Origin of the sequence: Rhodococcus sp. HNM0563, assembly GCF_012726195.1 — a bacterium.
GTDB lineage: Bacteria > Actinomycetota > Actinomycetes > Mycobacteriales > Mycobacteriaceae > Rhodococcus.
Genome location: NZ_JAASAF010000007.1, coordinates 282442 through 307824, shown reverse-complemented (window position 1 = coordinate 307824; position 25383 = coordinate 282442). Strand labels below are relative to the sequence as shown.

The 25383-nt window shown below is 64.6% G+C and carries 21 protein-coding genes and 2 pseudogenes; 13 read left to right on the top strand and 10 right to left on the bottom strand.

Translation table 11 applies throughout. The annotated features are described in order from the left end of the window. Window positions 1-239: 239 nt before the first annotated feature. The 4 genes from HCA61_RS18415 to HCA61_RS18400 are packed head-to-tail and all read right to left on the bottom strand — an operon-like array spanning window position 240 to window position 4675. Entirely contained in the window at window positions 240-1727 is a 1488-nt protein-coding gene (locus HCA61_RS18415; protein WP_169689628.1) for an MFS transporter, read from the bottom strand. Then, on the bottom strand, window positions 1724-2605 hold the full coding sequence (locus HCA61_RS18410; protein WP_169689627.1) for a VOC family protein: 882 nt from the start codon (window positions 2603-2605) through the stop codon (window positions 1724-1726). The genes HCA61_RS18415 and HCA61_RS18410 overlap by 4 nt, the downstream gene beginning before the upstream one ends. 31 nt (window positions 2606-2636) lie before the next feature. Next, window positions 2637-3800: an acyl-CoA dehydrogenase family protein gene (locus HCA61_RS18405; RefSeq protein WP_169689626.1), complete on the bottom strand. Its 1164-nt coding sequence runs from the start codon at window positions 3798-3800 to the stop codon at window positions 2637-2639. A gap of 35 nt (window positions 3801-3835) precedes the next feature. Continuing rightward, entirely contained in the window at window positions 3836-4675 is an 840-nt protein-coding gene (locus HCA61_RS18400) for an alpha/beta fold hydrolase (protein ID WP_346777592.1), read from the bottom strand. 1364 nt (window positions 4676-6039) lie between these two features. Here HCA61_RS18400 and HCA61_RS18395 point away from each other — a divergent pair. The 8 genes from HCA61_RS18395 (at window position 6040) to HCA61_RS18360 (ending at window position 13707) form a co-directional block, all read left to right on the top strand. Next, the gene (locus HCA61_RS18395) at window positions 6040-7707 is read left to right on the top strand and encodes an AMP-binding protein (RefSeq protein ID WP_169689625.1); all 1668 of its coding nucleotides are present in this window, start codon (window positions 6040-6042) and stop codon (window positions 7705-7707) included. A gap of 229 nt (window positions 7708-7936) precedes the next feature. Next, complete coding sequence (locus HCA61_RS18390; RefSeq protein WP_169689624.1) at window positions 7937-9103, top strand: acyl-CoA dehydrogenase family protein; 1167 nt, start codon at window positions 7937-7939, stop codon at window positions 9101-9103. After that, window positions 9100-10038: a MaoC family dehydratase N-terminal domain-containing protein gene (locus tag HCA61_RS18385; RefSeq protein WP_169689623.1), complete on the top strand. Its 939-nt coding sequence runs from the start codon at window positions 9100-9102 to the stop codon at window positions 10036-10038. The genes HCA61_RS18390 and HCA61_RS18385 overlap by 4 nt, the downstream gene beginning before the upstream one ends. Further along, window positions 10038-11150 (top strand): acyl-CoA dehydrogenase family protein, encoded by a 1113-nt coding sequence (locus tag HCA61_RS18380; protein ID WP_169689622.1) that lies wholly within the window; start codon window positions 10038-10040, stop codon window positions 11148-11150. The genes HCA61_RS18385 and HCA61_RS18380 overlap by 1 nt, the downstream gene beginning before the upstream one ends. Beyond that, on the top strand, window positions 11147-11590 hold the full coding sequence (locus HCA61_RS18375; RefSeq protein ID WP_169689621.1) for a MaoC family dehydratase: 444 nt from the start codon (window positions 11147-11149) through the stop codon (window positions 11588-11590). Before HCA61_RS18380 ends, HCA61_RS18375 begins: the two co-directional genes overlap by 4 nt. After that, window positions 11590-12774: a lipid-transfer protein gene (locus HCA61_RS18370; RefSeq protein WP_169689620.1), complete on the top strand. Its 1185-nt coding sequence runs from the start codon at window positions 11590-11592 to the stop codon at window positions 12772-12774. The genes HCA61_RS18375 and HCA61_RS18370 overlap by 1 nt, the downstream gene beginning before the upstream one ends. 25 nt (window positions 12775-12799) lie before the next feature. Next, window positions 12800-13309 (top strand): flavin reductase family protein, encoded by a 510-nt coding sequence (locus HCA61_RS18365; protein WP_169689619.1) that lies wholly within the window; start codon window positions 12800-12802, stop codon window positions 13307-13309. Window positions 13310-13440: 131 nt separating this feature from the next. Further along, entirely contained in the window at window positions 13441-13707 is a 267-nt protein-coding gene (locus HCA61_RS18360) for a hypothetical protein (protein WP_169689618.1), read from the top strand. 614 nt (window positions 13708-14321) lie between these two features. Here the strand turns inward: HCA61_RS18360 and HCA61_RS26405 are convergent. The 4 genes and pseudogenes from HCA61_RS26405 to HCA61_RS18345 form a co-directional block, all read right to left on the bottom strand. Then, window positions 14322-14606 (bottom strand): annotated as a pseudogene (locus tag HCA61_RS26405) (ATP-binding protein); the annotation flags it as partial. 17 nt (window positions 14607-14623) lie between these two features. Further along, window positions 14624-15683 (bottom strand): annotated as a pseudogene (locus HCA61_RS18355) (IS21 family transposase); the annotation flags it as partial. A gap of 315 nt (window positions 15684-15998) precedes the next feature. After that, window positions 15999-17042, bottom strand: coding sequence for an LLM class F420-dependent oxidoreductase (locus HCA61_RS18350; protein ID WP_169689617.1), 1044 nt, complete (start codon window positions 17040-17042; stop codon window positions 15999-16001). Between the two features lie 886 nt (window positions 17043-17928). Next, window positions 17929-18495 carry a helix-turn-helix domain-containing protein gene (locus tag HCA61_RS18345; protein WP_169689616.1) on the bottom strand — a complete coding sequence of 189 codons (567 nt, stop codon included), beginning with the start codon at window positions 18493-18495 and terminating at the stop codon, window positions 17929-17931. A gap of 155 nt (window positions 18496-18650) precedes the next feature. Here HCA61_RS18345 and HCA61_RS18340 point away from each other — a divergent pair, with 155 nt between their 5' ends. Further along, window positions 18651-19139, top strand: coding sequence for a DinB family protein (locus HCA61_RS18340; RefSeq protein ID WP_169689615.1), 489 nt, complete (start codon window positions 18651-18653; stop codon window positions 19137-19139). A gap of 53 nt (window positions 19140-19192) precedes the next feature. Here HCA61_RS18340 and HCA61_RS18335 read toward each other — a convergent pair whose 3' ends face one another. Continuing rightward, window positions 19193-19807: a TetR/AcrR family transcriptional regulator gene (locus HCA61_RS18335; protein ID WP_169689614.1), complete on the bottom strand. Its 615-nt coding sequence runs from the start codon at window positions 19805-19807 to the stop codon at window positions 19193-19195. 90 nt (window positions 19808-19897) lie between these two features. Between HCA61_RS18335 and HCA61_RS18330 the strand changes: the two genes are divergently transcribed. Next, entirely contained in the window at window positions 19898-21010 is a 1113-nt protein-coding gene (locus HCA61_RS18330) for an ABC transporter permease (RefSeq protein ID WP_169689613.1), read from the top strand. 25 nt (window positions 21011-21035) lie between these two features. Here the strand turns inward: HCA61_RS18330 and HCA61_RS18325 are convergent, their stop codons facing one another. Further along, a complete protein-coding gene (locus tag HCA61_RS18325; RefSeq protein WP_169689612.1) occupies window positions 21036-22292 on the bottom strand; it encodes a VWA domain-containing protein in 1257 nt (418 codons plus the stop codon). A 302-nt stretch (window positions 22293-22594) separates the two neighbouring features. Here HCA61_RS18325 and HCA61_RS18320 point away from each other — a divergent pair, with 302 nt between their 5' ends. Genes HCA61_RS18320 through HCA61_RS18310 form a run of 3 tightly spaced genes read left to right on the top strand, consistent with a single transcriptional unit; the run spans window position 22595 to window position 25253 of the window. Beyond that, the gene (locus HCA61_RS18320; RefSeq protein ID WP_169689662.1) at window positions 22595-23431 is read left to right on the top strand and encodes a type II CAAX endopeptidase family protein; all 837 of its coding nucleotides are present in this window, start codon (window positions 22595-22597) and stop codon (window positions 23429-23431) included. After that, the gene (locus HCA61_RS26855; RefSeq protein WP_206040252.1) at window positions 23428-24594 is read left to right on the top strand and encodes a histidine kinase; all 1167 of its coding nucleotides are present in this window, start codon (window positions 23428-23430) and stop codon (window positions 24592-24594) included. The genes HCA61_RS18320 and HCA61_RS26855 overlap by 4 nt, the downstream gene beginning before the upstream one ends. Continuing rightward, the gene (locus HCA61_RS18310) at window positions 24591-25253 is read left to right on the top strand and encodes a response regulator transcription factor (RefSeq protein ID WP_169689611.1); all 663 of its coding nucleotides are present in this window, start codon (window positions 24591-24593) and stop codon (window positions 25251-25253) included. The genes HCA61_RS26855 and HCA61_RS18310 overlap by 4 nt, the downstream gene beginning before the upstream one ends. Window positions 25254-25383: the final 130 nt, after the last annotated feature.

Here is a 25383-nt window from a genome sequence, read left to right as displayed (position 1 = left end):
ATAGCTCCTCCTACATCGCGTCGTCCTTCTGAATGACCGACACCTGGAGTCTCTGATTCGCTGATCGAGTTCACGTCACTCCTTCTGAAGCCAGGCGGCCGGAGATTCGAAACCGGCATGCGAGAATTGATATCCGGCCGCGCGGCTTGGGCGTATTAGATGGTCGGCGACCCAGCAACAATTTGGCCCTGTCGGCAACCCGAGCTCAACCGCCGAGGAGCACAGACATGGGAATTTTGCTACTTCGCGCCGACTGGTACCGCCTCTTCGGCATTGCGCGCCGCAGATCCAAGCCGACGTGGGAGGAAGGCTGCGCAGATACCTCCGACGAGCGCACATGTAGCAATTAATCCGAAGGCCCACATGAACCCAGCACCCGCGTACACCGGCACTCCTTCGACCAACGTCTGGACGTTGGCGTTGAGCACGACGAACACCACCGTCGTTCCGACACCGGCCATGAGAGTGCGGCTGACCTCGGCGACACTCGAGCTCACCACCTGCGAGCCGGCAGGCACAGCCGCGATGACGAGGTTCGGAATGGCCGCGCCGGCCAAACCAACACCGAGGTGCGCCACCCCGGTGGCGATCAGCACCACCAGCTCTTCTCCGCGACCGGCGCCCATCATGAGGACACCGATCGCGATGAGAGCAGCAGCGGAAACCATATGCAACTTCGCGCCGGTTCGACGGGCGGTCAGCCCGACGATCAACCCACCCAGGACAATTCCAACGCCATTGATCACACCGAAGATCGCGTACTCACTGGCCGTCATACCGAAGCCGTAGTCGCCGCCGGACTCGCGCGGAGCCATCGCCATAATCGCGAGGATCGAGCTGCTGGTGGTCCCCACGCCGTACACGAGGCCCGACGAGAGCACAGTAAACAGCAGCGCCGGTCGACGTAGCTGCCGCACGTTGATCAGCGGCTCCGATATACGGCCAGCCTGCACGAGCCAAGCGGCGAACATCGCACACCCGAGCAGAAACAGCACCAGTGTTCCTGCGCTGAACCAACCCCACGCCGGAGCCTTGCTCACCGCCACCAGAACCGCCGCCACCGAGCCACCCAGAAGGACCGCACCCACCAGGTCGAGGTGGGAGTCCCCCGAGCGCACCGGCGATTCCGGGACGACTACGAATGCGGCAGCGGCCAACACGGCGGTGAGCGCCGTGATGAACCAGAACGCGCCTGCGACACCGTGATTGTCGATCAGCCAGCCCGCGAGGAACGGCTGCAGGACGACCACGATGCCGGTTCCGGTGATGGTGACGCTCACGGCGAACGGAACGATCTTCGCCGGGAACACATCCCGGATCAGCGAATAGCACAGGAACGCGACCGAGAAGATCGTGCCCTGCAGTGCACGCCCGATCAGGAACACGGAGAAGGTCGTCGCCACCGCGGACAACACTGACCCGATTACCGTCACTGCGAGCACGATCATGAGCAGCCGCTTCTTGCCATACATGTCAGCGAGCTTGCCCACCAACGGCATCGCGATGCTGGCCGTTAAGAAGGCGATCGTCATGGTCCATCCGGCCTGGGTGGTCTCGAACTCCGCTGTGATGGCGGGCAGCGCGGTCCCCGCGAGAACCGACGAGACGGGAACAATCTCGGATACCAAGATCAGCACGACCAGAATGGAGACCAGTTTCGGTGTCCACTGGTGCGTTTCGTTCGCGGCGGCCGCTTCCGCCGCCCCGTCGTCAAGCGTGCCGGTCACTGTGGAAGACCCTTGGTGCCTGCTGGCGGCGGCGTGTACCGATGTCCCCACACAGCGCCCTCGGTGATCTTGTACGTGGGTCTTGGACCCTCTATACGTTCTCCACCCCAACCGACCTCGGTAGCGTGGCCTTCAGGAGAGTAGACGTAAAACGACAACATCAGGTCGTTCGTGTGCTTGCCGAGCGCCTGCATCATCGGCACGCCGAGATCGGCTGCACGGTCGAGTGCCTTGCCGACATCGTCGATTTCCTTGGTTTCCACCATGAAGTGCATCAACGCGGGGGCCTTTGCGGGGCTGAGCCCGAACGTGTGCTGCCGCGGGTTGCAGCCCAGAAAGTAGCTGACACCGCCGGGCACATCAAGCGAGTTTCGTTCGACGAACCCCAGAACGCCCACATAGAATTCGTAGGCCTCCTCGGTGTCGAGCACGTTCACGATTACATGTCCCATGCCCTGGTCACCGGTGACGAAGCCGGACACACCGTTCAACTCCGCGGGACGGTGGCTGAGAACAGGACCGTAGAAGAGCTCGAGCGGGTTCCCGGACGGATCGTCGAAGCCCGCGAAGCCTGTGACCTGGCGCAGCTCGCACTCCGCCTGAGTACCGATATGGACCTTGACACCTGCGGCCTCGACCCGCTCGACCAAATCCTGCAGGTCCCTCCGATGAAGGACCTCGAAACCGATGGCCTCCAGTCCCGGTGTGAGGGATTCGGAGATCACCAGGCGCGGCGGATAGTCGTCCAGGCGGTAGTGCAGTGCATCGGGCAGGGGGCCGTCGACGTGCATCATGCCCAGGAAGACGCCGGCGAATGTCCGCCACGACTCGGTGGATTCGACACGTAGACGCAAGTATCCTAGCGAGAGGATCGGCATGACAGCTCCTTAAACATGAAAGCTCCTTGGATTAGTAGAGGCCATTGAGAGCGCCGGTGAGCAGGTACTCGCCGTACTCGTGGTTCACTTTGTCCGGTAGGTTGATCGCATGGTGCTGACCGGCGTGGACGTCACGCCAAACTGCCTGCAGCGCACACGATGACACAATGGAACGTGGGCCGCCGACCTGATAGGCCTTGTCTGCTGCCGAGACGGCCAGGCCGACGGCGGCAATGTGGTCACGCTTGCTGCGTTGACGCATCGGGAGCGGCACTTCTTTTCCGCGGACCACCGCCGCGTAGGCATCCGCCAAGTTGGACTGCAGGATTCGCTGGGCGGTGTCGACCTCACAATCCGCCTCGGTCAGACGCGCCAACGACGCCGGATGCGGGAGCTTCGTCGGGTCCGCTGCCAGCCGGGACTTGTGGATGCCTACAGCTTCGTCGACGACACGGCCGGCCATCCCGACCAGAGGCACCACGACCGCATTGACGAACACCGTGTACCACGGCATACGGAACAGAGGTCCGGGGTTGACCTCGTTGCCGGGGTAGCGCTCGCTGTACAGATCCGCGACATCGTGCACGCGGTGCTCAGGCACGAACACTTTGTCGACGACGATGTCGTTGCTGCCGGTGCCGATCAGGCCCGAAGTGAACCAGACGTCGTCGATCGTGTAGTCCTTGCGGGGAAGCAGCAGGTGAACCTGCTGTCCTGTGCGACGTCCGTCTTCGTCGGCGACCATCGCGCCGACGAACACCCAGTTGCAGTGATCGCTGCCGGAGGAGAAACCCCACCGGCCGGTCAACTCGTAACCGCCCGGCACGATCCTGGCGGTACCCGCCGGGCTGTAGGACGAGCTGATCCACGTATCCGGATCATCCCCCCAGACGTCTTGTTGCGCCTGGTCGGGGAACAAACCCAGATGCCACGAGTGGACGCCGACGACGCCGGTCACCCAGCCTGCGGAGCTCGACAAACGAGCGATCTCGTACATCGCGGCGTTGAAGATGCAGGGGTCGGCTTCGAACCCACCGTAGCGTTTAGGCTGGAGGAGTCGCATGATCCCCGCGTCGCGGAGAATTTTGGCTGTTTCGTCGGCGAGCCTGCGTTGCTGCGTGGATTCGGCTTCGAGTTCTCTCATCCGATCGCGCACCGTGAGTACCGTGTCGATGGCTTCGTGATTGATATGCATGGTTCTGGTTCCTTTTCGCCTGCGAGAGAAGGGATTCAGCGGGTGAGGAATGCCGTGGCGAGCGATTCGAAGTCATGCTTGCGCTCAACCTGAGCCCAATGCCCGCACTCGCCGAGGATGTGCAGGTCAGCCTTCGGCATGCGTCGCAGCGCGAAGAGGGCGCCGTCCGGAGGGAGCATCCGGTCGTCACGACCCCAGGTGACCAGTGTTTCGTGTCGGATCTCGTCGGTACGGGCCCACAGCGGCGCCTTCCCGGGCAGGCGCAGCGACGCCATCACCGCACGCATGCGTTCGATTGCCCGGGGCGCGGTGGCGTTGGACCAGCGCTCGTCGAGCAGTTGCGGTGTGATAGTTGCCTGGTCGTAGACCATGGAGTCGACCCACGCCTCGAGGTTCTGGCGGCTCGGTTCGGCCAAGAACTCATGTAGACGTCGGGCCCCTTCACTCATCATCGGCCCGAGCAGCGGCGCGTAGAGGCCGCCCGGACCCATCAAGACCATGCGTCCGATTCGTTCCGGTGCGAGCGCGGCCGTTTCGAGCGAGACCCATCCGCCCATCGAGTTGCCGAGCAGGTGGGTCTTCTCGATGCCGAGGTCATCAAGGAGTGTGACGATCGCCTGCGCCGCAATCTCGGGGTACGGACGGTCGTACTCCATATCAGGACTGGCACCGAACCCGGGCATATCGACAACGATTGTGCGGAATTTGCGTGCGAAGACGGGGAGATTCTTCGAGAAGTTCGACCAACCGGACACTCCAGGCCCTGACCCATGCAGCAGGACGAGAGGATGCCCGTCGCCAGCCTCGTGGTAGTGCAGTTCGTCCGTGACAGAGGGGCCACGAGTGGTGTCGCTGTAGTCATCCAAAAGGGTCACAGGTCTCCGATCTTCGGTGAGAATTCTCTGGCGAGCCGACTGGCCCGCGTGTGACCTCGTTCGGTTCGCGGCCCCGGGCAACTGAGGTCCACCGTCGGCCTAGGATCAGCACACGAGACACGCGATCAATAGTGACCGACGTCACCCGCCTTGTCAACCAATCGATTGAGAGTTGATCAATTGATTGACTGACTCTTGGATTCAGGCTTGCGTTCGCCGACAGTCGCTAACATGCCTGATTGTGCGCGTGTAATCCACGAGTCCACTCGGACGAGCCCATCGACTGATTGACTGACAATAGTTCGTGATCTACGGTTGGGTGAACGTAATGATCTCGCAGTACTGCCCATTCCCTCGGCTGATCTGTTGACGATCAGATCGGCGGTTGCGCCGGTGAATGCACCATCGTCCGGCGCGACCAGGAAGACCCTGCCATGTTTCCAAAGGTCGAATCTGTCCCCACCTCTTCTGTGCACGGCAGGGGAATTTTGCGCGACTAGATGGTGGTTCCGAAAACTGGCTGATGACGGATCGGTGAGACGAAACGCAAGGATGCAGAGGGAGGGTTCAACATCAATGTGCGACGAAAGACCTGACAACCCTCCTGACCGAACTGTGTGCTGCCCTCGACGATCATCTCGCCCCGCGCCCCGGGACGCAGTCGACGACCCCAGGACCGACGCCGACACTGCTCACTGTCGCGCAGGTGCTGCTCGGGCTCGGATGCGAACGTCGCTGGATCCGGCACGCCTACACCAACAGGGCACCGCGTGCAATGTTCCCCTACCTGCCCACCCAGCCCATCTAGCACACGCGATTCAACGCAGCACGGAGATTGTGGACCACCATGATTCGGATCCGTACAGCTCTCTGCGCCGCGGCACGACGACCTGCCGTTGCCAATGCAACCCCGGTTCCGGGTGGCCGGTACCGGGTACCGGTCAAGCGTTCCGGGCTCAGCCAGGGACGCCGGCGACTCGCTTCGCACTTCCACTTCTTCTCCGGGTTCAAGTTATACCCAGTATGTGTGCCGATGACAGGATGCCGATCATGTGAGCAACGGCGAACCCGAAGATCGGCGAACCAGACCCTCAAAGGTCAGCTCAGCCTGGAGAAAACACGACGGCCGCACCGTCGACGGCGTGGGCACCCGAGGCGCAAGCGACTATTCGCGACGCTGTTGGGACCCTGTACAACTGGAATACCCGGAACCCACCAAACGGTCCATCATCGCCTACGCTCCCCGAACCCGGATCAGGGAATCAATCGTCCCGGGCACAATGGCAACGAAATCGGTTCGGTAGTCGAAAGTAGCCAGTTGCCATCATCGTTCGGGGCACTCCTGCTCATCGATTGGAGATACTATGTCGGAGCGCACCACGATTGCCGAGATGCTGCTCGATCGCGTCGGGGACCAACACCTCGGTCTCCGCACCCGCGAACAGGACTGGACGTGGGACGAAGTTGTCCGTGCGAGCGCCTCGTGCGGTCAGCTCGCACGGTCACTGCGGGTCGACGGGCCGTTCCACATCGGCGTCCTGCTCGAGAACGTGCCCGAGTTCCTCTTCTGGCTCGGCGGTGCCGCGCTCACCGGCGCGACCATCGTCGGAATCAACCCGACCCGTGGCGCCACTGAAGTCGCGGCCGAGATCCGGTACGTCGACTGCCAGCTGATCGTCACCGACACGGCGGGCATGGACAAGCTGAAGGACCTCGACCTCGGTCTCACCGAGGACCGCTTCGTCCTGGTCGACGCCCCGGACTACCACGAGCGGCTCCACGCGCACCGAGTCGAGCCCGCGATGGCCGCCGGCATCGACGAGTTCAGTCTGTACCTGCTGCTGTTCACCTCCGGCACCACCGGCATGTCGAAGGGCGTCAAGTGCAGTCAGGGCCGCCTGTCGCGCCAGGCGTACGCCAACACCAAGAGGTATGGTCACAAACGCGACGACGTCGATTACTGCCCGATGCCGCTGTTCCACGGCAACGCGCTGATGGCACTGTGGGCCCCGGCGCTCGCAAACGGCGCCACGGTGTGCCTACCGGAAGCGCGCAAGTTCTCCGCCTCCGGCTTCCTGCCCGACGTGAAGTTCTACGGAGCAACATTCTTCACGTACGTCGGCAAGGCGCTCGCGTACCTGATGGCGACGCCGGAGCAGCCCGACGACAATGACAACAAACTCGAGCGCGGTTTCGGCACCGAAGCCTCACCTGAGGACAAGGCCGAGTTCGTGCGCCGCTTCGGCGCCGAGCTGCTCGAGGGATACGGCTCGTCGGAAGGCGGAGGTTCGGTCACACTCGATCCCGACGCGCCCGAGGGCGCGCTCGGACGTCCGGCACACGCAGGCATCTTGATCGTGAACCCCGAGACTCAGAAAGAGTGCGCTCGCGCGATCCTCGACGAGCACGGCCTCGTGTTGAACCCGGACGAGGCCATCGGCGAGATGATCAACACGGAGGGTGCGCGCGCGTTCGAAGGCTACTACAAGAACGATGCCGCCGACGCCGACCGCATCAAGCACGGCTGGTATTGGACCGGCGACCTCGGTTACATCGACGAGGGCGGCTTCATCTACTTCGCCGGACGCAAGGGTGACTGGATCCGGGTGGACGGCGAGAACACGTCGGCGTTGATGATCGAGCGCGTGCTGCGCCGGCACCCCGAAGTCATCGCGTCGGGTGTGTACGCAATCCCCGACCCGCGTTCAGGTGACCAAGTGATGGCAGCGATCGAGGTGGAGTCCCTCGAGTCGTTCGATGCCGTCAAATTCGCCGAATACATTGCCGGTCAGAATCATCTGGGAACGAAGGCGATCCCGCGGTTCGTCCGTGTGTCGACGAACCTGCCTATCACCGGTTCCAACAAGGTCCTCAAGCGTGAGCTGCAGGCAGACCTGTGGCGCACCGTCGAGCCGGTTTACCGCTGGGAGGGTCGCGGCGAGCCGGTCTACAAGCAGATGTCCGACGACGACAAGGCTGCGCTCGAGGCCGAGTTCGTTACCTTCGGCCGCCAGCGCTTCCTGGGCGTCTGAAATGACGAGCCGCGATATCCATCGAATACGCGTGTCCGAGCAGCAGGCTACGGTGCTTGGTCCGCACGAGTCTCGAAACGCCTTGTAGGGACATCCACAAGTTCCCTGCCACTGGGACAAGGTCGCATCAACGCGATGACCGTTGAATTGCCCCCTTCGCTCCATTTCTCGTTTGGACGTTCTTGTCTGCAAGCAGAACCACCGACCTTTGTTGATAGGGAGAGCATTGATGGATTTACGGGAATCCCCCGAACAGCTCGCGCTCCGTAGGGAGTTGCGCGCGTATTTCGCGTGCCTGATGCCGGAGGAGAAGCGGCGCAAGGCCGGAGAACAGGGCGTGGGTGGCGAGTACTTCCGCGAGGTCGTCACACTGCTGGGACAGGACGGTTGGCTGGGTATCGGCTGGCCTGTGGAGTACGGCGGACAGGGCCGCTCGATCGAGGAACAGTTCGTCTTCTTCGACGAGGTGCAGCGCGCCGGTCTGCCGTTCCCGTTCGTCACGGTGAACACCGTCGGGCCGACGCTGATGAAGTACGGCACCGAGGAACAGAAGGAACGTTTCCTGCCGGGCATCCTCTCCGGCGACATCGTCTTCGCGATCGGCTACACCGAGCCCGAGGCCGGCACCGACCTCGCCTCGCTCAAGACCCGCGCCGTCCTCGACGGCGAAGAGTTCGTGGTCGACGGCAACAAGATCTTCACCTCCGGTGCAAACACCGCCGACTACGTGTGGCTCGCATGCCGCACCGATCCTGAGGTACCCAAGCACAAGGGCATCTCGATCCTGGTCGTGCCTACCGACGATGAGGGGTTCTCCTGGTCACCGATCAACACGGTCGGCGGTCTCCAAACCACATCGACGTACTACAGCGGCATCAGGGTGCCGCGCAAGGACGTCATCGGTGAGGTCAACGGCGGTTGGCAGCTGATCGCCGCGCAGCTCAATCACGAGCGCGTCGGTCTGGCTGCGATCGGCGGACGCACCTACGGCCTGTGGCAGCAGACCCTCGACTGGGCCAGGGAGAACGGTGCCATCGAGATCCCCTGGGTGCAGCAGGAGTTTGCGCGCACACACGCGAAGCTCGAGGCGATGCGCCTGCTGAACTGGAAGATGACTGCGGCCGTCGCGGCGGACACCCTGTCCGGTGCCGACGCCGGCGCCACCAAGGCCTACGGTACCGAGACGCACATCGACGTCTATCGCACGCTGCTCGGCATTCTCGGTGCTGCGGGTCGTATCCGTCCGGAGTCGCCGGGTGCGCTGCTGGCCGGTCAGATCGAGCAGATCTCGCGACAGGGCATGGTCAACACGTTCGGCGGCGGCGTCAACGAGGTGCTGCGCGACATGGTCGGCACGATGGGCCTCGGGCTCGTGCGTGAGAAGAGGGTCAAGTGAGCGAATTCCTCACCGAGCTCGCGGCATTCGAGGGCAAGACCCTCGTCCCCACGACGTGGGGACCGGACGAGGTCAACACCCCGATGATCCGGCACTGGGTCGAGACCATGGGCGACACCAACCCCATCCACCTCGACGACGATGCCGCACGTGCCACCGGACGGGACGGTGCCGTCGCGCCCGCACTCATGACGCAGGTGTGGATCATGCGTACGTTCGTCGACAAGATGGCGAACAACGATCCGTCCCAGGTGTGGACGGATCTGATCGCCACGCTCGACGGTGCCGGATTCAGCTCTGTCGTCGCCACCGACTCCGACTTCGAGTTCTTCACCGAGCTGCGTCCCGGCGACCGGGTGTCGTTCACCGAGGTGATCGAGGACATCTCCGGCGAGAAGTCCACCGGACTCGGTGTCGGACATTTCGTGACCACCCTCAAGACCTATCGCAACGGTGATGACGAGGTCGTCGCGACCCAGCGGTGGCGCACGCTCCGTTTCCGGCCGAAGGCCGCCGAGAAGCCCACGGGATTGCGTCCGCGCCCGGCGCTCAACGCCGACAACGCCTTCTGGTTCGAGGCTGCGAAGGAACACCGCCTGGTGATCCAGCGCTGCACGGCCTGCAGCACCCTGCGGCACCCCACCGGACCGATGTGCGGTCAGTGCAGGTCGCTCGAGTGGGACACGGTCGACGCGTCGGGTCGTGGCCACGTCTACAGCTTTGTCGTCAACCACCATCCGCAGATCCCCGGCTTCGAGTATCCGCTCGTCGTGGCGACCGTCGAGCTCGACGAGGGCACCCGCCTCATCGCGAACATGACCGGTGTCGCACCGGAGGATGTCGAGGTCGGCATGGCAGTGGACCTGGACTGGATCGACGCCGACCCGGATCTGACGCTGCCCGCGTTCCGGCCGGCCACACGGGAGGAGCACTGATGGACTTCAACTTCAGCGAAGAGCAAGAGGCAATTCGCACCCTCGCCGACGAGGTTTTCACCAGCAAAGCCGGCATCGACCGCGTCAAGCAGGTCGAACTGGGCGACGAGCGCATCGACCGGGACCTGTGGCGCGAACTCGTGACCACGGGTCTGCTCGGCATCGCCCTGCCCGAGGAATACGGCGGTGGCGGACTCGGCCTGGCCGAACTGTACGTACTGCTCGAGCAGCAGGGCCGGCACGTCGCACCGGTGCCGATCTGGCAGACGGCCCTCGCAGCCCTCGCAGTCGTCGAGTTCGGCACCGACACCCAGCGCACTGCGCTCGTCCCCGGCGTCGCCGACGGCAGCAGTTTCCTGACCATCGGTCTCGAGGAGTTCGGTCCGTACGTCGACGGTGACCCGCAGACCACGGCCACCGAAGCCGGTGGTCGATGGACCCTGACCGGCGCCAAAGCTGTTGTCCCGATCACGCACGTCGCCGACCATGCGATCGTCTCGGCAACCACTCCCACCGGCGCTGCGCTGTTCGTCGTCGACCTGGCCGCCCCAGGTGTGTCGGTGGAGCAGACGCAGTCCACCAACTGGGAGATCTGCGGCAACCTCACGTTCGATGAGGCTCACGCAGAGCTGCTCGGCCCCGCTGACGGCAGAACCGCACAATGGTTGCTCGACCGGGTCGAGCTCGCGCTCTCGGCGCTCTCGCTCGGCGTCGGTTCCGGTGCCGTGGCGCAGGCGGTGACATACCTCAACGGCCGGCACCAGTTCGGGCGCCCGCTCGCGACGTTCCAGGCCGTCAACCATCAGCTGGCCGACTGCTACATCGACCTCCAGGCAATGCGCGTGACGCTGTGGCAGGCCGCGTGGCTGCTGGCCGAAGGCCAGGAGCCCGGTACGTCCGTGCTCGTTGCGAAGTGGTGGGCTACCGACGGCGGGCAGCGTGTCGTGCACAGGACCACGCACGTCCACGGCGGTATGGGTGTCGACACCGACTACCCGGTGCACCGCCACCTGCTGTGGGGCAAGCAGATCGGTGCCACCCTCGGTGGCGCGGCGTCCGACCTCGCGCGTCTCGGCGCGCAGCTCGCGGCCGGTGCGGAGGTGGTCGCATGACCGCCGCCGACACCATCACGGGTTGCAGTTACGACGACATCGTGGTCGGCGAGGTGCTGCCCGAGCTGGCGATCCCGCTCACCCGCACGCTGATCGTGGCCACCGCGATCGCCACGCGTGACTTCCAGGACGTGCACCACGACCCCGAGCTGGCGCGCGAACGCGGCTCGAAGGACGTGTTCATGAACATCCTCACCAGCAACGGGCTGGCCGGACGATTCGTCACCGACTGGGCCGGCCCCTACGTGACGGTGCGTCGCGTGAAGATCCGGCTCGGCGCCCCCAACTATGCGGGCGACACCATGACGATGACCGGCGAGGTGCTGTCGAAGAAGGACGGTGTCGTCGAAGTGCGGGTCGTCGGCGCGAACAGCCTGGGCAACCACCTCTCGGGCACGGTCACGGTCGCGTATCCGGCCGGTGAAGGGAAGGATGCCTGATGTCGCCGAGTCCGCTCTCGGGTGCCGCCGCGATCGTCGGTATCGGCGCCACCGAGTTCTCCAAGAAGTCCGGTCGTTCCGAGCTGCAGCTCGCGTGCGAGGCGGTTGTTGCCGCGCTCGCCGACGCCGGTATCGACCCGTCCGAGGTCGACGGTCTGTCCACCTTCACGATGGAGACCAACGGTGAGATCCTCGTCGCCCGCAACTGCGGGCTGGGGGAGCTGAAGTTCTTCTCCCGGATCGGGTACGGCGGCGGTGCCGCGTGTGGGTCGGTGCAACAGGCCGCGATGGCCGTGGCGACCGGGGTCGCCGATGTGGTGGTGGTCTACCGTGCCTTCAACGAACGTTCGGGTATGCGCTTCGGCCTGGGCCAGCACGACCGTCCGATGGACTCGACCGCGGACCGCGCCGCGTACGCGTGGCTGACCCCGCAGGGGCTGGCGACACCCGCACAGTGGGTCGCGATGTTCGCCCGCCGCTACATGCACCAGTACGGCGCTACCAGTGAGGACTTCGGCCGTGTTGCGGTGGTGGCCCGCAAGCACGCCGCGAACAACCCGGCCGCGTGGTTCTACGGCAAGCCGATCACGCTGGAGGACCACCAGAATTCTCGGTGGATCTCGGAGCCGCTGCACCTGCTGGACTGCTGCCAGGAGACCGACGGTGGGCAGGCGCTGGTCATCGTCTCCGCCGAGCGTGCGAAGGACCTGCGCAACACGCCCGCGATCATCAAGGGCGCCGCCCAGGGCAGCGGTAAGGACCAGCACATGATGACGAGCTACTACCGTCCCGACATCTCTGGTATCCCGGAGATGGGTCTGGTAGGCCGCCAACTGTACGCACAGGCCGGTCTGACGCCGGACGACATCGATGCCGCGGTCCTCTACGACCACTTCACTCCGCTGGTGCTTCCCCAGCTCGAGGAACTCGGCTTCTGCGGAGTCGGCGAGGCCAAGGACTTCATCAGAGAGGGCAATCTGGAGATCGGCGGCCGGCTGCCGAGCAACACGCACGGTGGCCAGGTCGGTGAGGCGTATCTGCACGGCGTCAACGGCATCGCCGAGGCGGTCCGGTTGCTGCGGAGGTCGTCCACCAACCAGCCCGAACACGTCGAGAATGTGATGGTCACGGCGGGAACCGCGGTTCCCACGAGTGGCCTGATTCTCGGCGCCACGTCACTATGATTCCTTGAGGAGGTAGCGATACAGCATGACGGGACAATCCAAGTCTCCCGCTGACGCGGATATCGAGCGGTTCCGCGACGTTCTGGGGAGGTTCTGCAGCGGTATCGTGGTGGTGACCGCTCTCGATAAGGGACGACCCATCGGGTTCACTTGCCAATCCTTCGCATCGCTCTCGCTCGATCCGCGGTTGATCATGCTCAGCCCAGGCCGGACATCGACGACCTGGCCGTCCATCCGCAACATCGGCTCGTTCTGCGTCAATGTTCTCGCCGAAGATCAAGCAGACGTCAGCGCGCGGTTCGGCCGGCCGGGTAAAGATAAGTTCGAGGGCGTGAGATGGGTCCAATCGCCCGGGGGTGCGCCACTCATCCTAGGGTCACTCGCATGGATCGACTGTCAGCTTTGGGCCGAACACGATGGTGGCGACCACACCATTGCCCTCGGCCAAGTGACCAACTTCGACGCGGCAACCAGCGGCAGCCCCGTTGTTTTCTTCCGGGGTAGCTACGCGGCCCTGACACTGTCGACCTTCTAATCTCGATACCACCACCGATCGCCCATCCCGTCCGTGCCGGTGCACTCGCTACCGTTCTGATCACCGGCGTCGGCTACGGCACCCTGGTCTCGATACCGCTGACCGCACTCAGTGGACCCGCTGATGTCCTGGTGTTCGAATCCCGCCGCCGCGCCGAACTCGGCGCGTATGCCATCCCCGCCCCGGCGCGTCCGTTGCTGGGCGCCGCCCGCACCTTTCAGGCTGTGCGTGGCGCCGAACCGCACAATGCGTTGTTCCGCGGCGGTCTCGGCGGCAAGGGCCGCTTTGTGCGGGAATCCGCCGTGGCCTGCGGGTTGACGCTTCCGCCTCGGCATCGGTGGGACGCGCGGTGGTTGTCCATGGTCACGGCGCACCCGTACGACGACCCTGATCGGTGATAGCCGCCCGAGAAACCCGTCTTCGTCGGACTCAGCGGCGGACGTGGCGGCTCAGGTCGGCCGAGAGCGGGGCGTTCCACGTTCACGCACCCACTCTCAGCTGAGAATTCCCGAGGGAGTGTCAGTAGCGATTCCCGTTTCGATGTCAGTGGCCGAGTCGGACCTGGGGATGAGCAACATCCGGCGCTGCACTCTCCTTCGACCAGGACGGATTCATCCTGATCTGTCGCGAAATCCTATGCCTCCGCCACATTCCCCAGGTCAACCCCGCGCCGGGCCCACTGACATCGAGTGGGAAGGTTCTCTGACAGGGATGGGAAAAACCCAGCTCATCGAACTGACATCCCGATGGGAAGTCTCAGTCCGAAGAACGTGATTCGCGGAAACATGCAGGTAGACCGGTCTCGTCCGGTACAGTGAGGGACGCGAGTCCTGCACGTGGCCGTTGCGTGTTCCCGGCCCTGTTTCGAGCCGGATGACGCTGGATGCGGCTGTTCGCGACACCTCTCTTTTCGGATATTTCGGGCATTTTTCTGTCCTGGGGGTTTGTCACTCCCGGTGTGTGCGGGGTGACCGACGAAAAGTGACATTATCGCGGCTATCCCTCGAAACTCCGAGGTGAAGTCGAACGAGTCCAGCGTGGCCGGGGTCGGCAGGCACGCGAACCGCAACCGGCCGGCCAGGCGGCGGGCTTCGGTGGCCTCGACCTCGACCGACAACAGATGCTCGAGCGTCTGCGTCATCGACCACTGCTGCGCCGCGGCCTCATCGAGAACCCGAGGTAAAGCCTCAGCGGCGGCCTCGAGCTTGAGGATGGCCAGATGAGTGCGGAGCTGCTGATACATCGAGATCGCCGCTTGGGAGTGCGGTGCGGCCGATCCGATGTTCGTGGTACCCATGGCAGTGTGGTCCCGTTCTGTGCGGCGCGTTCGTAGACGCTCATGTCGATCGCCGTCGCGTCGACGTCGGACGATGCTGATTCGATTGTGTTGCAGCGCAATATCTCTGCCTCGCTGCGCGCCAGCTCGCCGGGTGGGATGCGTTCCTTGCTGCGGTGCGGACGACCACCGGTGACCGCGGCCGCCAATGCGGCGGCATCGAGGGCGAGAATATGCCCGTGATCGCGGACCGCGATGCCGACGCCCGGTGAGGCGCACCGATGCCGGGCGATCACACTCCCCGTGGTGGTCGCGATGTCGATATGTCCATCACCGGGGCGCTCGCTGACCGTCACCTCGGCCATCGCCAGCTCTGGGGGCACCGAATAGGTGTTGCCGCGCCACGCCACCAAGGCCTGCCGGGATACTTGCCGGATTTCGGTCACGATCGCCGGGAACGGACTGACCGGCGGCGGTGCGAGGGGTTCGCGTTCGGCGACGGTGGCCACGGTGTACTTGCCGTCGGCGGTGGCGCGCATGCGGGTGTCCCCGCAGCGAGCAGAACTTGTCCACACTAGCCTGGGCCTGTTCGACGGTGAGGTCGTCGGCGAGGGTGCGCCACCAACGCTGCGCGGCGCCTTTGTTGGCGGCCTCGACGACGCCTTTGCGGTTGCCGCGCCTTGGTGGGCAGATCGCCACCGACACCCCGTAGTGCTTGGCCACGGCCGCGAACTCGGCGGTGACCTCACCACTGGCCGGGTGGCAGACCGTGGCCATGCGATCGAACTGCCACGTCCTGGTCAGGCCCCCGAAGCGGCGGGTGACGCGGTCGATCCCGGCGATAACCTGTGGGCGGGTCATGTCCGGGGCCAGATAGGCGCGCCACCGGCCCGAATGTGCCAGCGAGCCGACCAGAAGGAATGCTTTCGCACCCCATCGCCACGATGCGGGAGGATTCGGTAGTTCCAGCCAATCCCATTGGGTCTCTTCACCTGCTGGATGTTCGATGCACGCGTTGGGGCGTTGTGTCGCGTTCGCGCACTGGACGCAGACCGGGCGTAGTGCGCGGGCGCGGATCTGGCGTGTGAGCGTCTGATAGGGCCCTTCTCGGATGCTGGTGCATGGTCAGAGACCATCAGCATCGAGGGAGTCCCGCCCTGTTTGGCGGTGCCACACAAGTGAGCAGTTTCAGTTCGCGGAACTGGGCAGTTTCAAGGATCTGGCGCACTTTCCGTGAAGACGAAAGCATGCCGCTGATCAGCGGAAATATGCGATAGACCAAGATTATCCCGGTGTGACTTCGCGCCCCTAACCGCTCTCCTTCCTCACCTGAACGGCGTCGTCATCGAGCCGGGCAACTTCGTGATGTCCCAGGTGTACGTAGCCGCGTTCGGACAGGCCACCCGCAGACCGTCACGCATCCACGATGGCGCGCAGCTTCTCGATCTGCGCGACACGGCCCGCCGCGTCGGGGGCGAGGGCCCGGACGTTCAGCGTCGTCGCGCCGGACTCCTTGAACGCAGCGACCCGTTCGCGTACGTAGCCTTCAGGCCCGATCAGCGAGATTGCGCGTACGAGATCGTCGGGCACGGCCGCAGCGGCCTCGTCTTTCTTGCCGTCCAGGTACAGATCCTGGATGGTCTTGGCTTCCGCTTCGTATCCATATCGGCATGCGAGGTCGTTGTAGAAGTTCTTGCCGCGCGCACCCATTCCGCCGATGTAGAGGGCGAGGTGAGGCTTGACCGCATTGAGCAGGTGACCGACGTCGTCTCCGATTGCGAGAGCAGGTCCGGCATAGACCTCGAGTTCGCCGAGCGACGAATCACGACGTGCCGCGCCCTTCGCCAACGATTCGCCCCACACATCCTGCGCCCGCTCGGGATGGTAGAAGATCGGCTGCCAGCCCTCGGCAAGCTCAGCTGTGAGCGCCACGTTCTTCGGTCCCAATGCTGCAATGACGATCGGGATGCGGTCGCGCACCGGATGGTTGATCAGCTTCAGCGGTTTGCCGAGACCGGTGCCCTTGTCCGCCGGGAGAGGGATCTGGTAGTGCTTGCCGTCGTGGCGGACCGGTTCGCGTCGCCACACCTGCCTGCAGATGTCGACGAGTTCGCGGGTGCGGCCCAGCGGGGAGTCGTACGGCACGCCGTGGAAACCTTCGATCACCTGCGGCCCTGATGCGCCGATGCCGAGCACGAACCGGCCGTCCGACACGTAGTCGAGGCCGGCCGCCGTCATCGCCATCAGCGACGGGGTGCGTGTGTAGATCTGAAAAATACCGGACGCCAGCTGCACCGTCTTGGTCTTCGCTGCGAGGTAGCCGAGCTGACTGACGGCGTCGAACGAGTACGCCTCTGCCATGAAGATGATGTCGAGTCCGGCGCGTTCGAGATCAGCTGCCTCCTCGACGGTCTCGGCGAACCCACCGCTGTAGGTGATCATCGTTCCGATGCGCATCGGCAGTACTCCAATCGAACGACCCGGGACCCGAGTACGGATCCGGGTTTCGCGAACCTGAGGATTAACGCAGTTCAACAGTTCGCGATGCGTGACGCAAAGACACATCTCCGATTCAATACATCAGCAATGCCTATGCCGAGACTCCGACGGGTCCCTACCAGTTGACGGCTTCCGCCGCACGTGGGACCATCCCTCCACTGACCTTGAAATTAGGTCGACCCCGGCCGGTGCGCCAACACCGAACCGGGGTCTGGGCACACGACAGAAAGAGCTGTCATGCACCGTACGGTGGATTCTATCCACACGCCCCACAGAGGCGTGCACCAGCAACGAGCCGCGAGCGCCTTCTCACGCGCCGGCCACCTCTTCTGGCCTCCAAGTTCATCGACGTCCTGACCTTCTCACCCCTCGATCCTGCTCCGGCAGCCGGTCGAGGGGCCCGAGGTGTTTGCCGCCTGCACCGGCGTGCACAAGGGCCGTTCCGGTAACCACGGCACAGCGGGCAGGCATCGTCGCTCATCTCCCACAGTCCGACGTCAGCGCATCGACGCTGCGAACCGGGGTGCCATTCCCACGGTTCGAAACCGACTGGGCACCAGTATTCCTCGTCTCCACAGCTGGTGGTGGAGCACCCGATCGTGAGGGTCGACACGAACGACCGGGTCCAGCGCGAGCCACACGTCACTTTCGACGTGGGGCCAAAAGTGCTGGCCGAGACGGTCTATCGGGACATGGCGACCGGGCAGCGTTGGGGAAGGGGCCGAAGGCAAGCTCAGGGACCCGCAGGGTCTCCGCATGGTCAAGCACAGCCGCCCGAAGGGCGTCCTTCTCGAGTTGCCCAGCACGACACGGATCGCCCCTCAGCTTCCTGCGGTCGTGGTGTTCAAATATCGGTGACGTGGACACGTTCGCCCTGCACGCTGTACAGAGCGATGATCTCGGCGGGTCGGTCCTTGTGGGCGTTGGCGATCCAGTGCGGAGTCGTGGTGGCGAACTCTGCCGCCTCGCCCGCCCCGAGGGTGGTGCGCTCGTCGGACAACGCCAAGGTCACCGTGCCGCTGAGGACGTAGAACCACCCTCGCCCCGGATGGGTGTTGTACTTCACCGGGCTCGCCACACCACTGGGCGGGTAGATCACCTTGAATCCCCGTATGCCCCCGGCGTGGACGCCCAGCGGGATGAAGGTCAGACCGTCCTTACGCACAGGCTTCAGATGAACTCTCGGATCACCGACGCGCGGGGCAGCGACGAGTTCGTCCAGTGGGAGTCCATAGACCCGGGCGAGTGGAAGCAGCTGCTCCAAACTCGGACGCACCAGACCCCGCTCGAGACGGGAGAGCGTGCTGGCCGTAATCCCGCTACGTGCGGACAGCTCGTCGAGGCTCAGCCCGAGCGATTGCCGGAACCCTCGAAGCCGTGGACCGACCGCGCGGAGCACCTCGTCATCCATCGCGCCTCCTCGACCCAACCGGGCACCCTCATTTTGCAATCCTGCAAGGCCCCTGGCTTCGATGCAATACCGGGTGCGAGCGTGGATCCCATGACCAAACCTTCCATGACCACCTCCGAACCCAATCGGGGCGACGCCGACCGAGGACGATCGTCATGACTGTGAACCGACGCCGCGACGCCCCGCCACCGAAGACCGGCAACAGCGAGGCCGAGGTGCTGCGCGGCTTCCTGGACTACCTCCGCACATCGATCGCAACCAAGGTCGAGACCACCCCCGAGCCCGAGGTGCGCACCGCGGGCATTCCGTCGGGCACCAGCCTGCTCGGCCTGCTGAAACACCTCGCTCACGTCGAGAAGTCGATCTTCCTAGGCCGCCGAACCACCAATTGGCCGAAGACATTTCGTTGTGATTCCACAGACACCGTCGAGAGTGTCGTTACCCGCTACCGCGCTGCCGTCGAACAATCCAACGTGATGCTGGACAAGTGCACGGACCTTGCCGCGCCGATTCCACACGGAGCCGGTGAGCGTCCGGGGCCGAGTGCGCGGTGGGCGCTGGCGCACATGATCGAGGAGACCGGCCGCCACGCCGGGCACGCAGACATCCTCCGCGAGCTCATCGACGGAACCACGGGCCGATAGTGTGGATTCGAGCCCGGATACCGGGCTCGAATCCACACAAGTTCACGCGCGCCTCACAGCATCTCGACCGCGGCTGCAATGTAGGCATCGCCGTCGAAGTTGTCGTACAGGGACTGCTGCACGATGAAGCCCTGGACCACGCCGAGCACCACCGGTGCGTATCCGGCCGCCCAGGTGTGAGAGTCGACAGCTCCGGCGGGAAGCACGTCCGGGTCTGCTTCCGCGCATTCGACGAGTGCATCAGTGATCGCCCCGTGTAGCCGCCCGATGACGAACTGTGCGAGTTCGCGGATCTCGGGGTCGATGGTGGCTTCGGCCCACACCTGCAGGATCGCCCTTCCGTAATCGCCGCCCGCGAAGGTGTGCAGGTCTTCGGTAAGCGTCCGTATGATGCCGACAGCGACATCTCCTGGGCTCCTCGCTCCTGCAAACACGCCGCCGGTGTCCAGTGCAGTGTGCCGGTCGCTGAGGATGTGGTCGGCGACCGCGACGAGCAATTGCTGCTTGCCGCTGAAGTAGCCGTAGATGGCACCGGCCGACAAGCCGGACTCGGCAATGATGTCGGCCATCGATGTGCGCTGGTAGCCCGCACGGGTGAAACACCGTAGGGCCGCGTCGATGATCTCTGCCCGCCGCGCGACACGATGCGCCTCACTCACCCTCGGCACGACATTTCTCCTGTTCACAGCATCGTTGTTGACAAGCCACTCTAGCCGACCTCACTATAAAGAACGAATATTCTTTTTGATTGGAGCATCATGAGCGCCACCCCACCGGCGACAGGTACGCCACCGATTGCACGCGCCATCGCCCTCGCCGCCGGCGCAGCCGTCATCGTCGGCGTCGTCCTGCTGGCATTCGCGTGGCCGGCCGTCACCTCCGAACCGCGCGACGTGCCCGTCGGAATCGTCGGTCCCGCCGCATCCGTCGCACAGACCACCGGGATGCTCGAAGCTCAGTCCGGCGACGCACTACTCCTCACCGAGGAGGACACCCGCGACGCAGCGGTTGCCGCGATCGAGCGACGCGAGATCTACGGCGCGATCATCCTCGGCGACAGCCCCACCGACACGCCCGAGGTCCTCGTCGCCACTGCGGCGAATGCCCAAGTCGCGGCGATGCTTCAGGGCATCGCGACCGGCATGCAGCAGCAGATCGACGCGCAACTGCGGACGGCTACCGAAGCCGCGATCGCGCAGCGTCTCGCCGACCCTGCCGCCGCGAACGCGCCGATCTCCTTCACCATCCCGCAGGCCGAGGTTCCGGTGACCGACGTCGTACCCTTCTCCGATTCGGATGCGCGCGGGGTGAAGCTGAGTGTCGCCGCGTTCCCGCTCGTTCTGGGTGGGATGGCAGGCGCCGTCCTCATCTCGTTCGGTGTTTCGCGCGCATCCCACCGCCTTGCCGCGCTCGTGGCATACGGAGTGGTCGGGGGACTGCTGCTCGGCGCCATCCTGCAGGGCATGTTCGGGGCATTGCAGGGCAACTACTGGACGAACGCCGCTGCAATCGGGTTCGCGCTCGTCGCGATCACGGCACCCATCGTCGGACTCCGCAGCCTGATCGGCGCTCCCGGCATCGGGATCGGCGCCGTGCTGATGATGCTCGTCGCCAACCCCATTTCGGCTGCCACCATGCCCGTCGAGTTCCTGCTCTCACCGTGGGGCGCGATCGGCCAGTGGTTCCCGCCCGGCGCGGGCGCGACACTGCTGAAAGAACTCTCGTACTTCCCAGACGCGAGCACTGCGTTCGCCTGGGCTGTACTGGCGGGGTGGACGGCAGTCGGCGTGCTGCTCACCGCGATAGCCGTTGTGCGCGAACGGCGCACCCCCGACTCGGTCGACGCTCCGGAACTCGTGCCTGTCGGCTGAGCGAGCCCTCCGGGCGGCACGCGCACTACCGAACGATGCCCGCCGCTCGGGCTGCACGCAGCCAGTCCGGAAATTCGCTGAGCAACCGGCGGTAGAGCTCTGCGTCGCTGATCTTCCCGATGTCGTCGACGCTGAAGAATCCGGCGTTGTCGACAACGCGTCCCTCCATGGTGTCGAGACTTTCGAGGACCCCGTAGTCGGCCTTCCCGAGCCCGACGAACTGCCAGAATGCAGGCAGCGCGGCCGCTTCTTTCATCAGCGCGCTGATCTGCTTCTTCTGACTGAAGCCGCCGTCGGTGAAGAACAACACCAGGGTGGGCATCGTTGCTCCTGGTCTGAGCGAGGAGATGATCTCGCCCATGATCGGCAGTTCGTCGTTGAACCCGCCGATGCGCTTGTAATCGATACCGCCATGCACACCGCCCAGGTGCAGGTAGGTCGACGACCACTCTTCGACTTCGTGGACAGCGATGTCGGGAAGCCGAGCAAACGACACCGCGTACAGGTAGGGCTCGAGCTTTCCGTCGTCGTCGACCTGCACGGCGATCGGCACCATGCGTTCGACGACTTCGTGGATGCGCTTCTTCGAATACTGGCGATGCATGCTGCCGGTCTTGTCGATGACGAGAACGACGCGTGCCCGCACCCCGGGCGCCCCCTTGTCGAGGAGCACCTTGGCGACCTCACGCTTGCGCAGGTCGAGCTTCTGGCGCTTCTCGAGCGACAGCTTCTCCTCGCCCGCGACGGTGCGCACGCCGTCCTCGGCCGGTGCAGGCGCAGGAGGCGCGTCGTCGACCTGCACACCGTGCTCGGTGACGAGACCGGACAGGCCGGAATCCCAGCCGGCGGAGACATTGCGGATCTTCCACTCACCGTTGCGCCGGTAGACCTCGAGGAGCACTGCAGCGCGTTCGCTGGTCAGATCGAGAGCTTTCGCAGTCGCAGCGCCAGTGGGATGAGCGACGTCGACTCCGAGTCCGGGTACGGAGGCGAGACTGCCGGAGACGCTGTCGTCGAGTGCAACTGCGATCGAGAGACGTTCGATCGCGGGCGGGATGGCGGTGAGGTCGATGGAGACGCGGTCGGCGGCGACCAACCGGACAGCACCTTCTGGCGACGCTGGCTGGTTGAAGAACACGAAGTCGGTGTCGCTACGGACTTTGCCGTCGGCCCCGAGCTGGAAGACCATCAGGTCGACGGTCCCCTGCTTCGCTCCCGTCACCGATGCCGTCACAGCTCCGGTGCCGATGGTGGTGTTCTGTCCGCGCGCCAACTCAGCCATGACTGATTCTTACCTCGAGCTCTGCCGGAGAGACAGTTGAGTGTGCAGTTGTTGGCGGGTTCAGGACCAAATCATGCCGATAACTGCACACTCAAAAGGATTTCGAACGACTCGTAAGCCAAATTCCCGTCACGTCAGGTCCGGTCAGCGGGAACCGTGTCCGCCACCTTCTGGAGCGACGTTGTCCCCCACGAGAGCTACGCGCAGGTCAGTACTGTCGGGTGACGATTTCGAGGCACTGGATCCGTAGGTTCGAAACGATCGCGGCGCTCGGGGCCCGCGGCGCCGACGAAGGGATCTTCATGAGATTCGTCCTACAGCTCCTGGCCGTCGCGGCGGTGTCGTTCATCGGCAGTCAGGTCCTGTTTGCTGTAGACGGGAATGCTTGGCTCACAGCGTTTGTCGGCGTGTGTGCGGCAGTATCTGCCCTGTGGGTCTACCGCTGGGTGGTGCGACGCACCGAGCACCGGCCCACCACCGAACTGGCCCGACGCGGAGCCTGGCAGGCCATGGGGTGGGGGACGCTCATCGGTATCGCGCTTTTCGCCTTGGTGATTGTGAATCTTGCTCTCCTCGGAAACTACGACGTCGAGGGTTGGGGCTCGGTAACGGGGGCGTTGGGGATGATCGGGTTCATGGCCGCAGCTGCCGTCACCGAGGAGTTGCTCTTCCGCGGCGTCCTGTTCCGGATCGCGGAGGAACGCGTGGGTACGTGGATCGCGATGGTCGGGACCGGCCTCCTGTTCGGCATGGTGCACCTGTTCAACGAGCACGCCACCGTGTGGGGTGGCCTCGCGGTCGCGATCGAAGCCGGTGGCATGCTCACGGCTGTATACATTGCGACCCGCAGTCTGTGGCTGCCGATCGGGCTGCACTTCGGCTGGAACTTCGCCGCGGCAGGCATTTTCAGCAGCGAGGTTTCGGGAAACGCCGCCACATCCGGACTGTTGCAGACTTCGACCTCAGGTTCCACGCTGGTCACCGGCGGTAGTTTCGGCCCGGAAGGAAGTCTGTATTCGGTCGTGTTCTGTGTGCTGGTGACGCTCGCGTTCCTGTGGCTGGCGCGACGCCGCGGCCAGATTGTGCCGCGGCGTGGGCGCGCCGACCGAAATGCTGCCCCCGCTACACTCGGCCGGTGATCGGACTCGGACCGGTGCTCGGGCAGACAGGACAGGCCTGGCGCCGTCTCGATGTCACCGCTCGGGATCTGGCCCTCGGGGTGGTGCTGATCGTCATCTCGTATCTGCCGGGCTTCCGCAGCAACGGGACCCAGATCGGCGATCTGGCGACCCGCCCCACCGATGCGCTGGCATTTGTCGCACTTGCTCTGGAGTGTCTTCCACTCGCCATTCGCCGCCGGTTGCCGGTCGTCTGCCTCGCCTTGGTCTCGCTCGGCTTCTGCCTCGACCAGCTCCGCGGCTACCATTCCTTCGCCGGCATCGGCCTGTGCATCGCGTTGTTCAGCGTCGGCGCCCATCTGCATCGGTACCGGTATGTCACGGCAGTCGCGTTCTCGGTGGTCTACGTGGCATTCGCCGTCTCGCTCACCTGGATCGGGGCAGGTGAACCGCCCAGCGAGTTCGTCACCTTCTACCTGGCGTTGACGCTTCCTTGGGGTATCGGCGCCTGGGTGCGCACGGCCCGCATCGCGGAGTCCGAGCACCGTCGACGCGTTGCCGAGGACACCCGCACTGCGGAACGCATTCACATCGCCCGCGAGTTGCACGATGTCGTCACCCATCATGTGACCGCAATGATCGTGCAGGCCGAAGCGGCGCGCTATCTGACTGCGGCTCCCGAACGCCTCGATGGGGTGTTGACCGACGTCTCCGACACCGGTCGCAAAGCCATCACCGACTTGCGGCATATCCTCAACCTGCTCGACCCCGATCACGGGCTCGGAGACCGGACGCCGGCCGTGGGTCGACTGCACACACTCATCGAACAGACCCGCCGTGCCGGGCAACCGGTCGAGTTCACCGAGGAAGGCTGCCCGGCTGCGTCCGCGGGAAGCGCCGACCTCGTCGCCTACCGCGTGGTCCAGGAAGCTTTGACGAATGCGCTCAAGTACGATCACGGCGGCCGGACCTCCGTCCAGGTTTCTCACGGAGAGAAGGAGATAACCGTGACGGTCGGGACCGACGGTAGCGGTTCGTCCCTCCCGGACCCCGGAGGCAGCGGGCGCGGACTGGCCGGGCTCCGTGAGCGAGTCGACATTCTGGGCGGCGACTTCCGCACTGAGAACTTGATGGACGGCGGCTATCTCGTTTCTGCCCGCATCCCGGCGGGGAATCCTTCGTGACCGACCCGATTCGTGTCTTGGTCTGCGACGACCAGATGCTGGTCCGCACCGGACTCGTGACGATCATCGATGCCCAACCGGACATGGAGGTGGTGGGCGCATGCGGCGACGGCCGGACTGCAGTCGACCTGGCCGGCCAGGTGCACCCGGATGTCGTCGTGATGGATATCCGTATGCCTGTGCTCGACGGCATCGAGGCTACCCGGTTGTTGTCCGGGGCAGGGGTGGCCCGACCGGCCAAAGTGCTGGTGGTGACCACCTTCAATCTCGACGAGTACGTGTATGACGCGCTGCGTGCCGGAGCTTCGGGGTTCCTGCTCAAAGAGGCTCCTCCGGCCCAGCTCCTCCACGGCATACGTACGGTGGCCGGTGGTGCGGCGCTGCTCGATCCCGATGTCACCCGCCAGCTCGTGGGCCGCTACGCCACCCGAATCCGCCCTGCCGACGGCGCGGCCCTTCCCGACGTGCCGCTGACCCCACGCGAACTGGAGGTTCTGCGTCTCATCGCCGACGGGCTCTCCAACAGCGAGATCGCCGGGACCCTCCAGATCAGCCCCGAGACCGTCAAGACGTTCGTCTCCCGCATCCTCGCCAAGCTCAACGTGCGCGACCGTGTCCAGGCCGTGGTGTACGCCTACCGGAACGGTCTGGCTGTCTGACGCGCGCAGTTCGGCACCCTCCCCATTTCCGAGCCCTTGCCACACTCCGGGAAGTGAGCTTAGACTCCCCTAAGTTACGGGGTGCAACTTAAGGGAACGGGGGCGACGAGCAAGTGGCCGAGCCGGGCAG

Excerpts from the sequence above, each read along its gene's own strand:
- HCA61_RS18345 (WP_169689616.1), bottom strand. The coding sequence starts at position 18,495 with ATGGATGACGAGGTGCTCCGCGCGGTCGGTCCACGGCTTCGAGGGTTC.
- HCA61_RS18330 (WP_169689613.1), top strand. The coding sequence starts at position 19,898 with ATGAGCGCCACCCCACCGGCGACAGGTACGCCACCGATTGCACGCGCC.
- HCA61_RS18350 (WP_169689617.1), bottom strand. The coding sequence starts at position 17,042 with ATGCGCATCGGAACGATGATCACCTACAGCGGTGGGTTCGCCGAGACC.
- HCA61_RS18390 (WP_169689624.1), top strand. The coding sequence starts at position 7,937 with ATGGATTTACGGGAATCCCCCGAACAGCTCGCGCTCCGTAGGGAGTTG.
- HCA61_RS18320 (WP_169689662.1), top strand. The coding sequence starts at position 22,595 with ATGAGATTCGTCCTACAGCTCCTGGCCGTCGCGGCGGTGTCGTTCATC.
- HCA61_RS18405 (WP_169689626.1), bottom strand. The coding sequence starts at position 3,800 with ATGCATATCAATCACGAAGCCATCGACACGGTACTCACGGTGCGCGAT.
- HCA61_RS18365 (WP_169689619.1), top strand. The coding sequence starts at position 12,800 with ATGACGGGACAATCCAAGTCTCCCGCTGACGCGGATATCGAGCGGTTC.
- HCA61_RS18375 (WP_169689621.1), top strand. The coding sequence starts at position 11,147 with ATGACCGCCGCCGACACCATCACGGGTTGCAGTTACGACGACATCGTG.
- HCA61_RS18370 (WP_169689620.1), top strand. The coding sequence starts at position 11,590 with ATGTCGCCGAGTCCGCTCTCGGGTGCCGCCGCGATCGTCGGTATCGGC.
- HCA61_RS18340 (WP_169689615.1), top strand. The coding sequence starts at position 18,651 with ATGACTGTGAACCGACGCCGCGACGCCCCGCCACCGAAGACCGGCAAC.
- HCA61_RS18410 (WP_169689627.1), bottom strand. The coding sequence starts at position 2,605 with ATGCCGATCCTCTCGCTAGGATACTTGCGTCTACGTGTCGAATCCACC.
- HCA61_RS18380 (WP_169689622.1), top strand. The coding sequence starts at position 10,038 with ATGGACTTCAACTTCAGCGAAGAGCAAGAGGCAATTCGCACCCTCGCC.
- HCA61_RS18395 (WP_169689625.1), top strand. The coding sequence starts at position 6,040 with ATGTCGGAGCGCACCACGATTGCCGAGATGCTGCTCGATCGCGTCGGG.
- HCA61_RS18325 (WP_169689612.1), bottom strand. The coding sequence starts at position 22,292 with ATGGCTGAGTTGGCGCGCGGACAGAACACCACCATCGGCACCGGAGCT.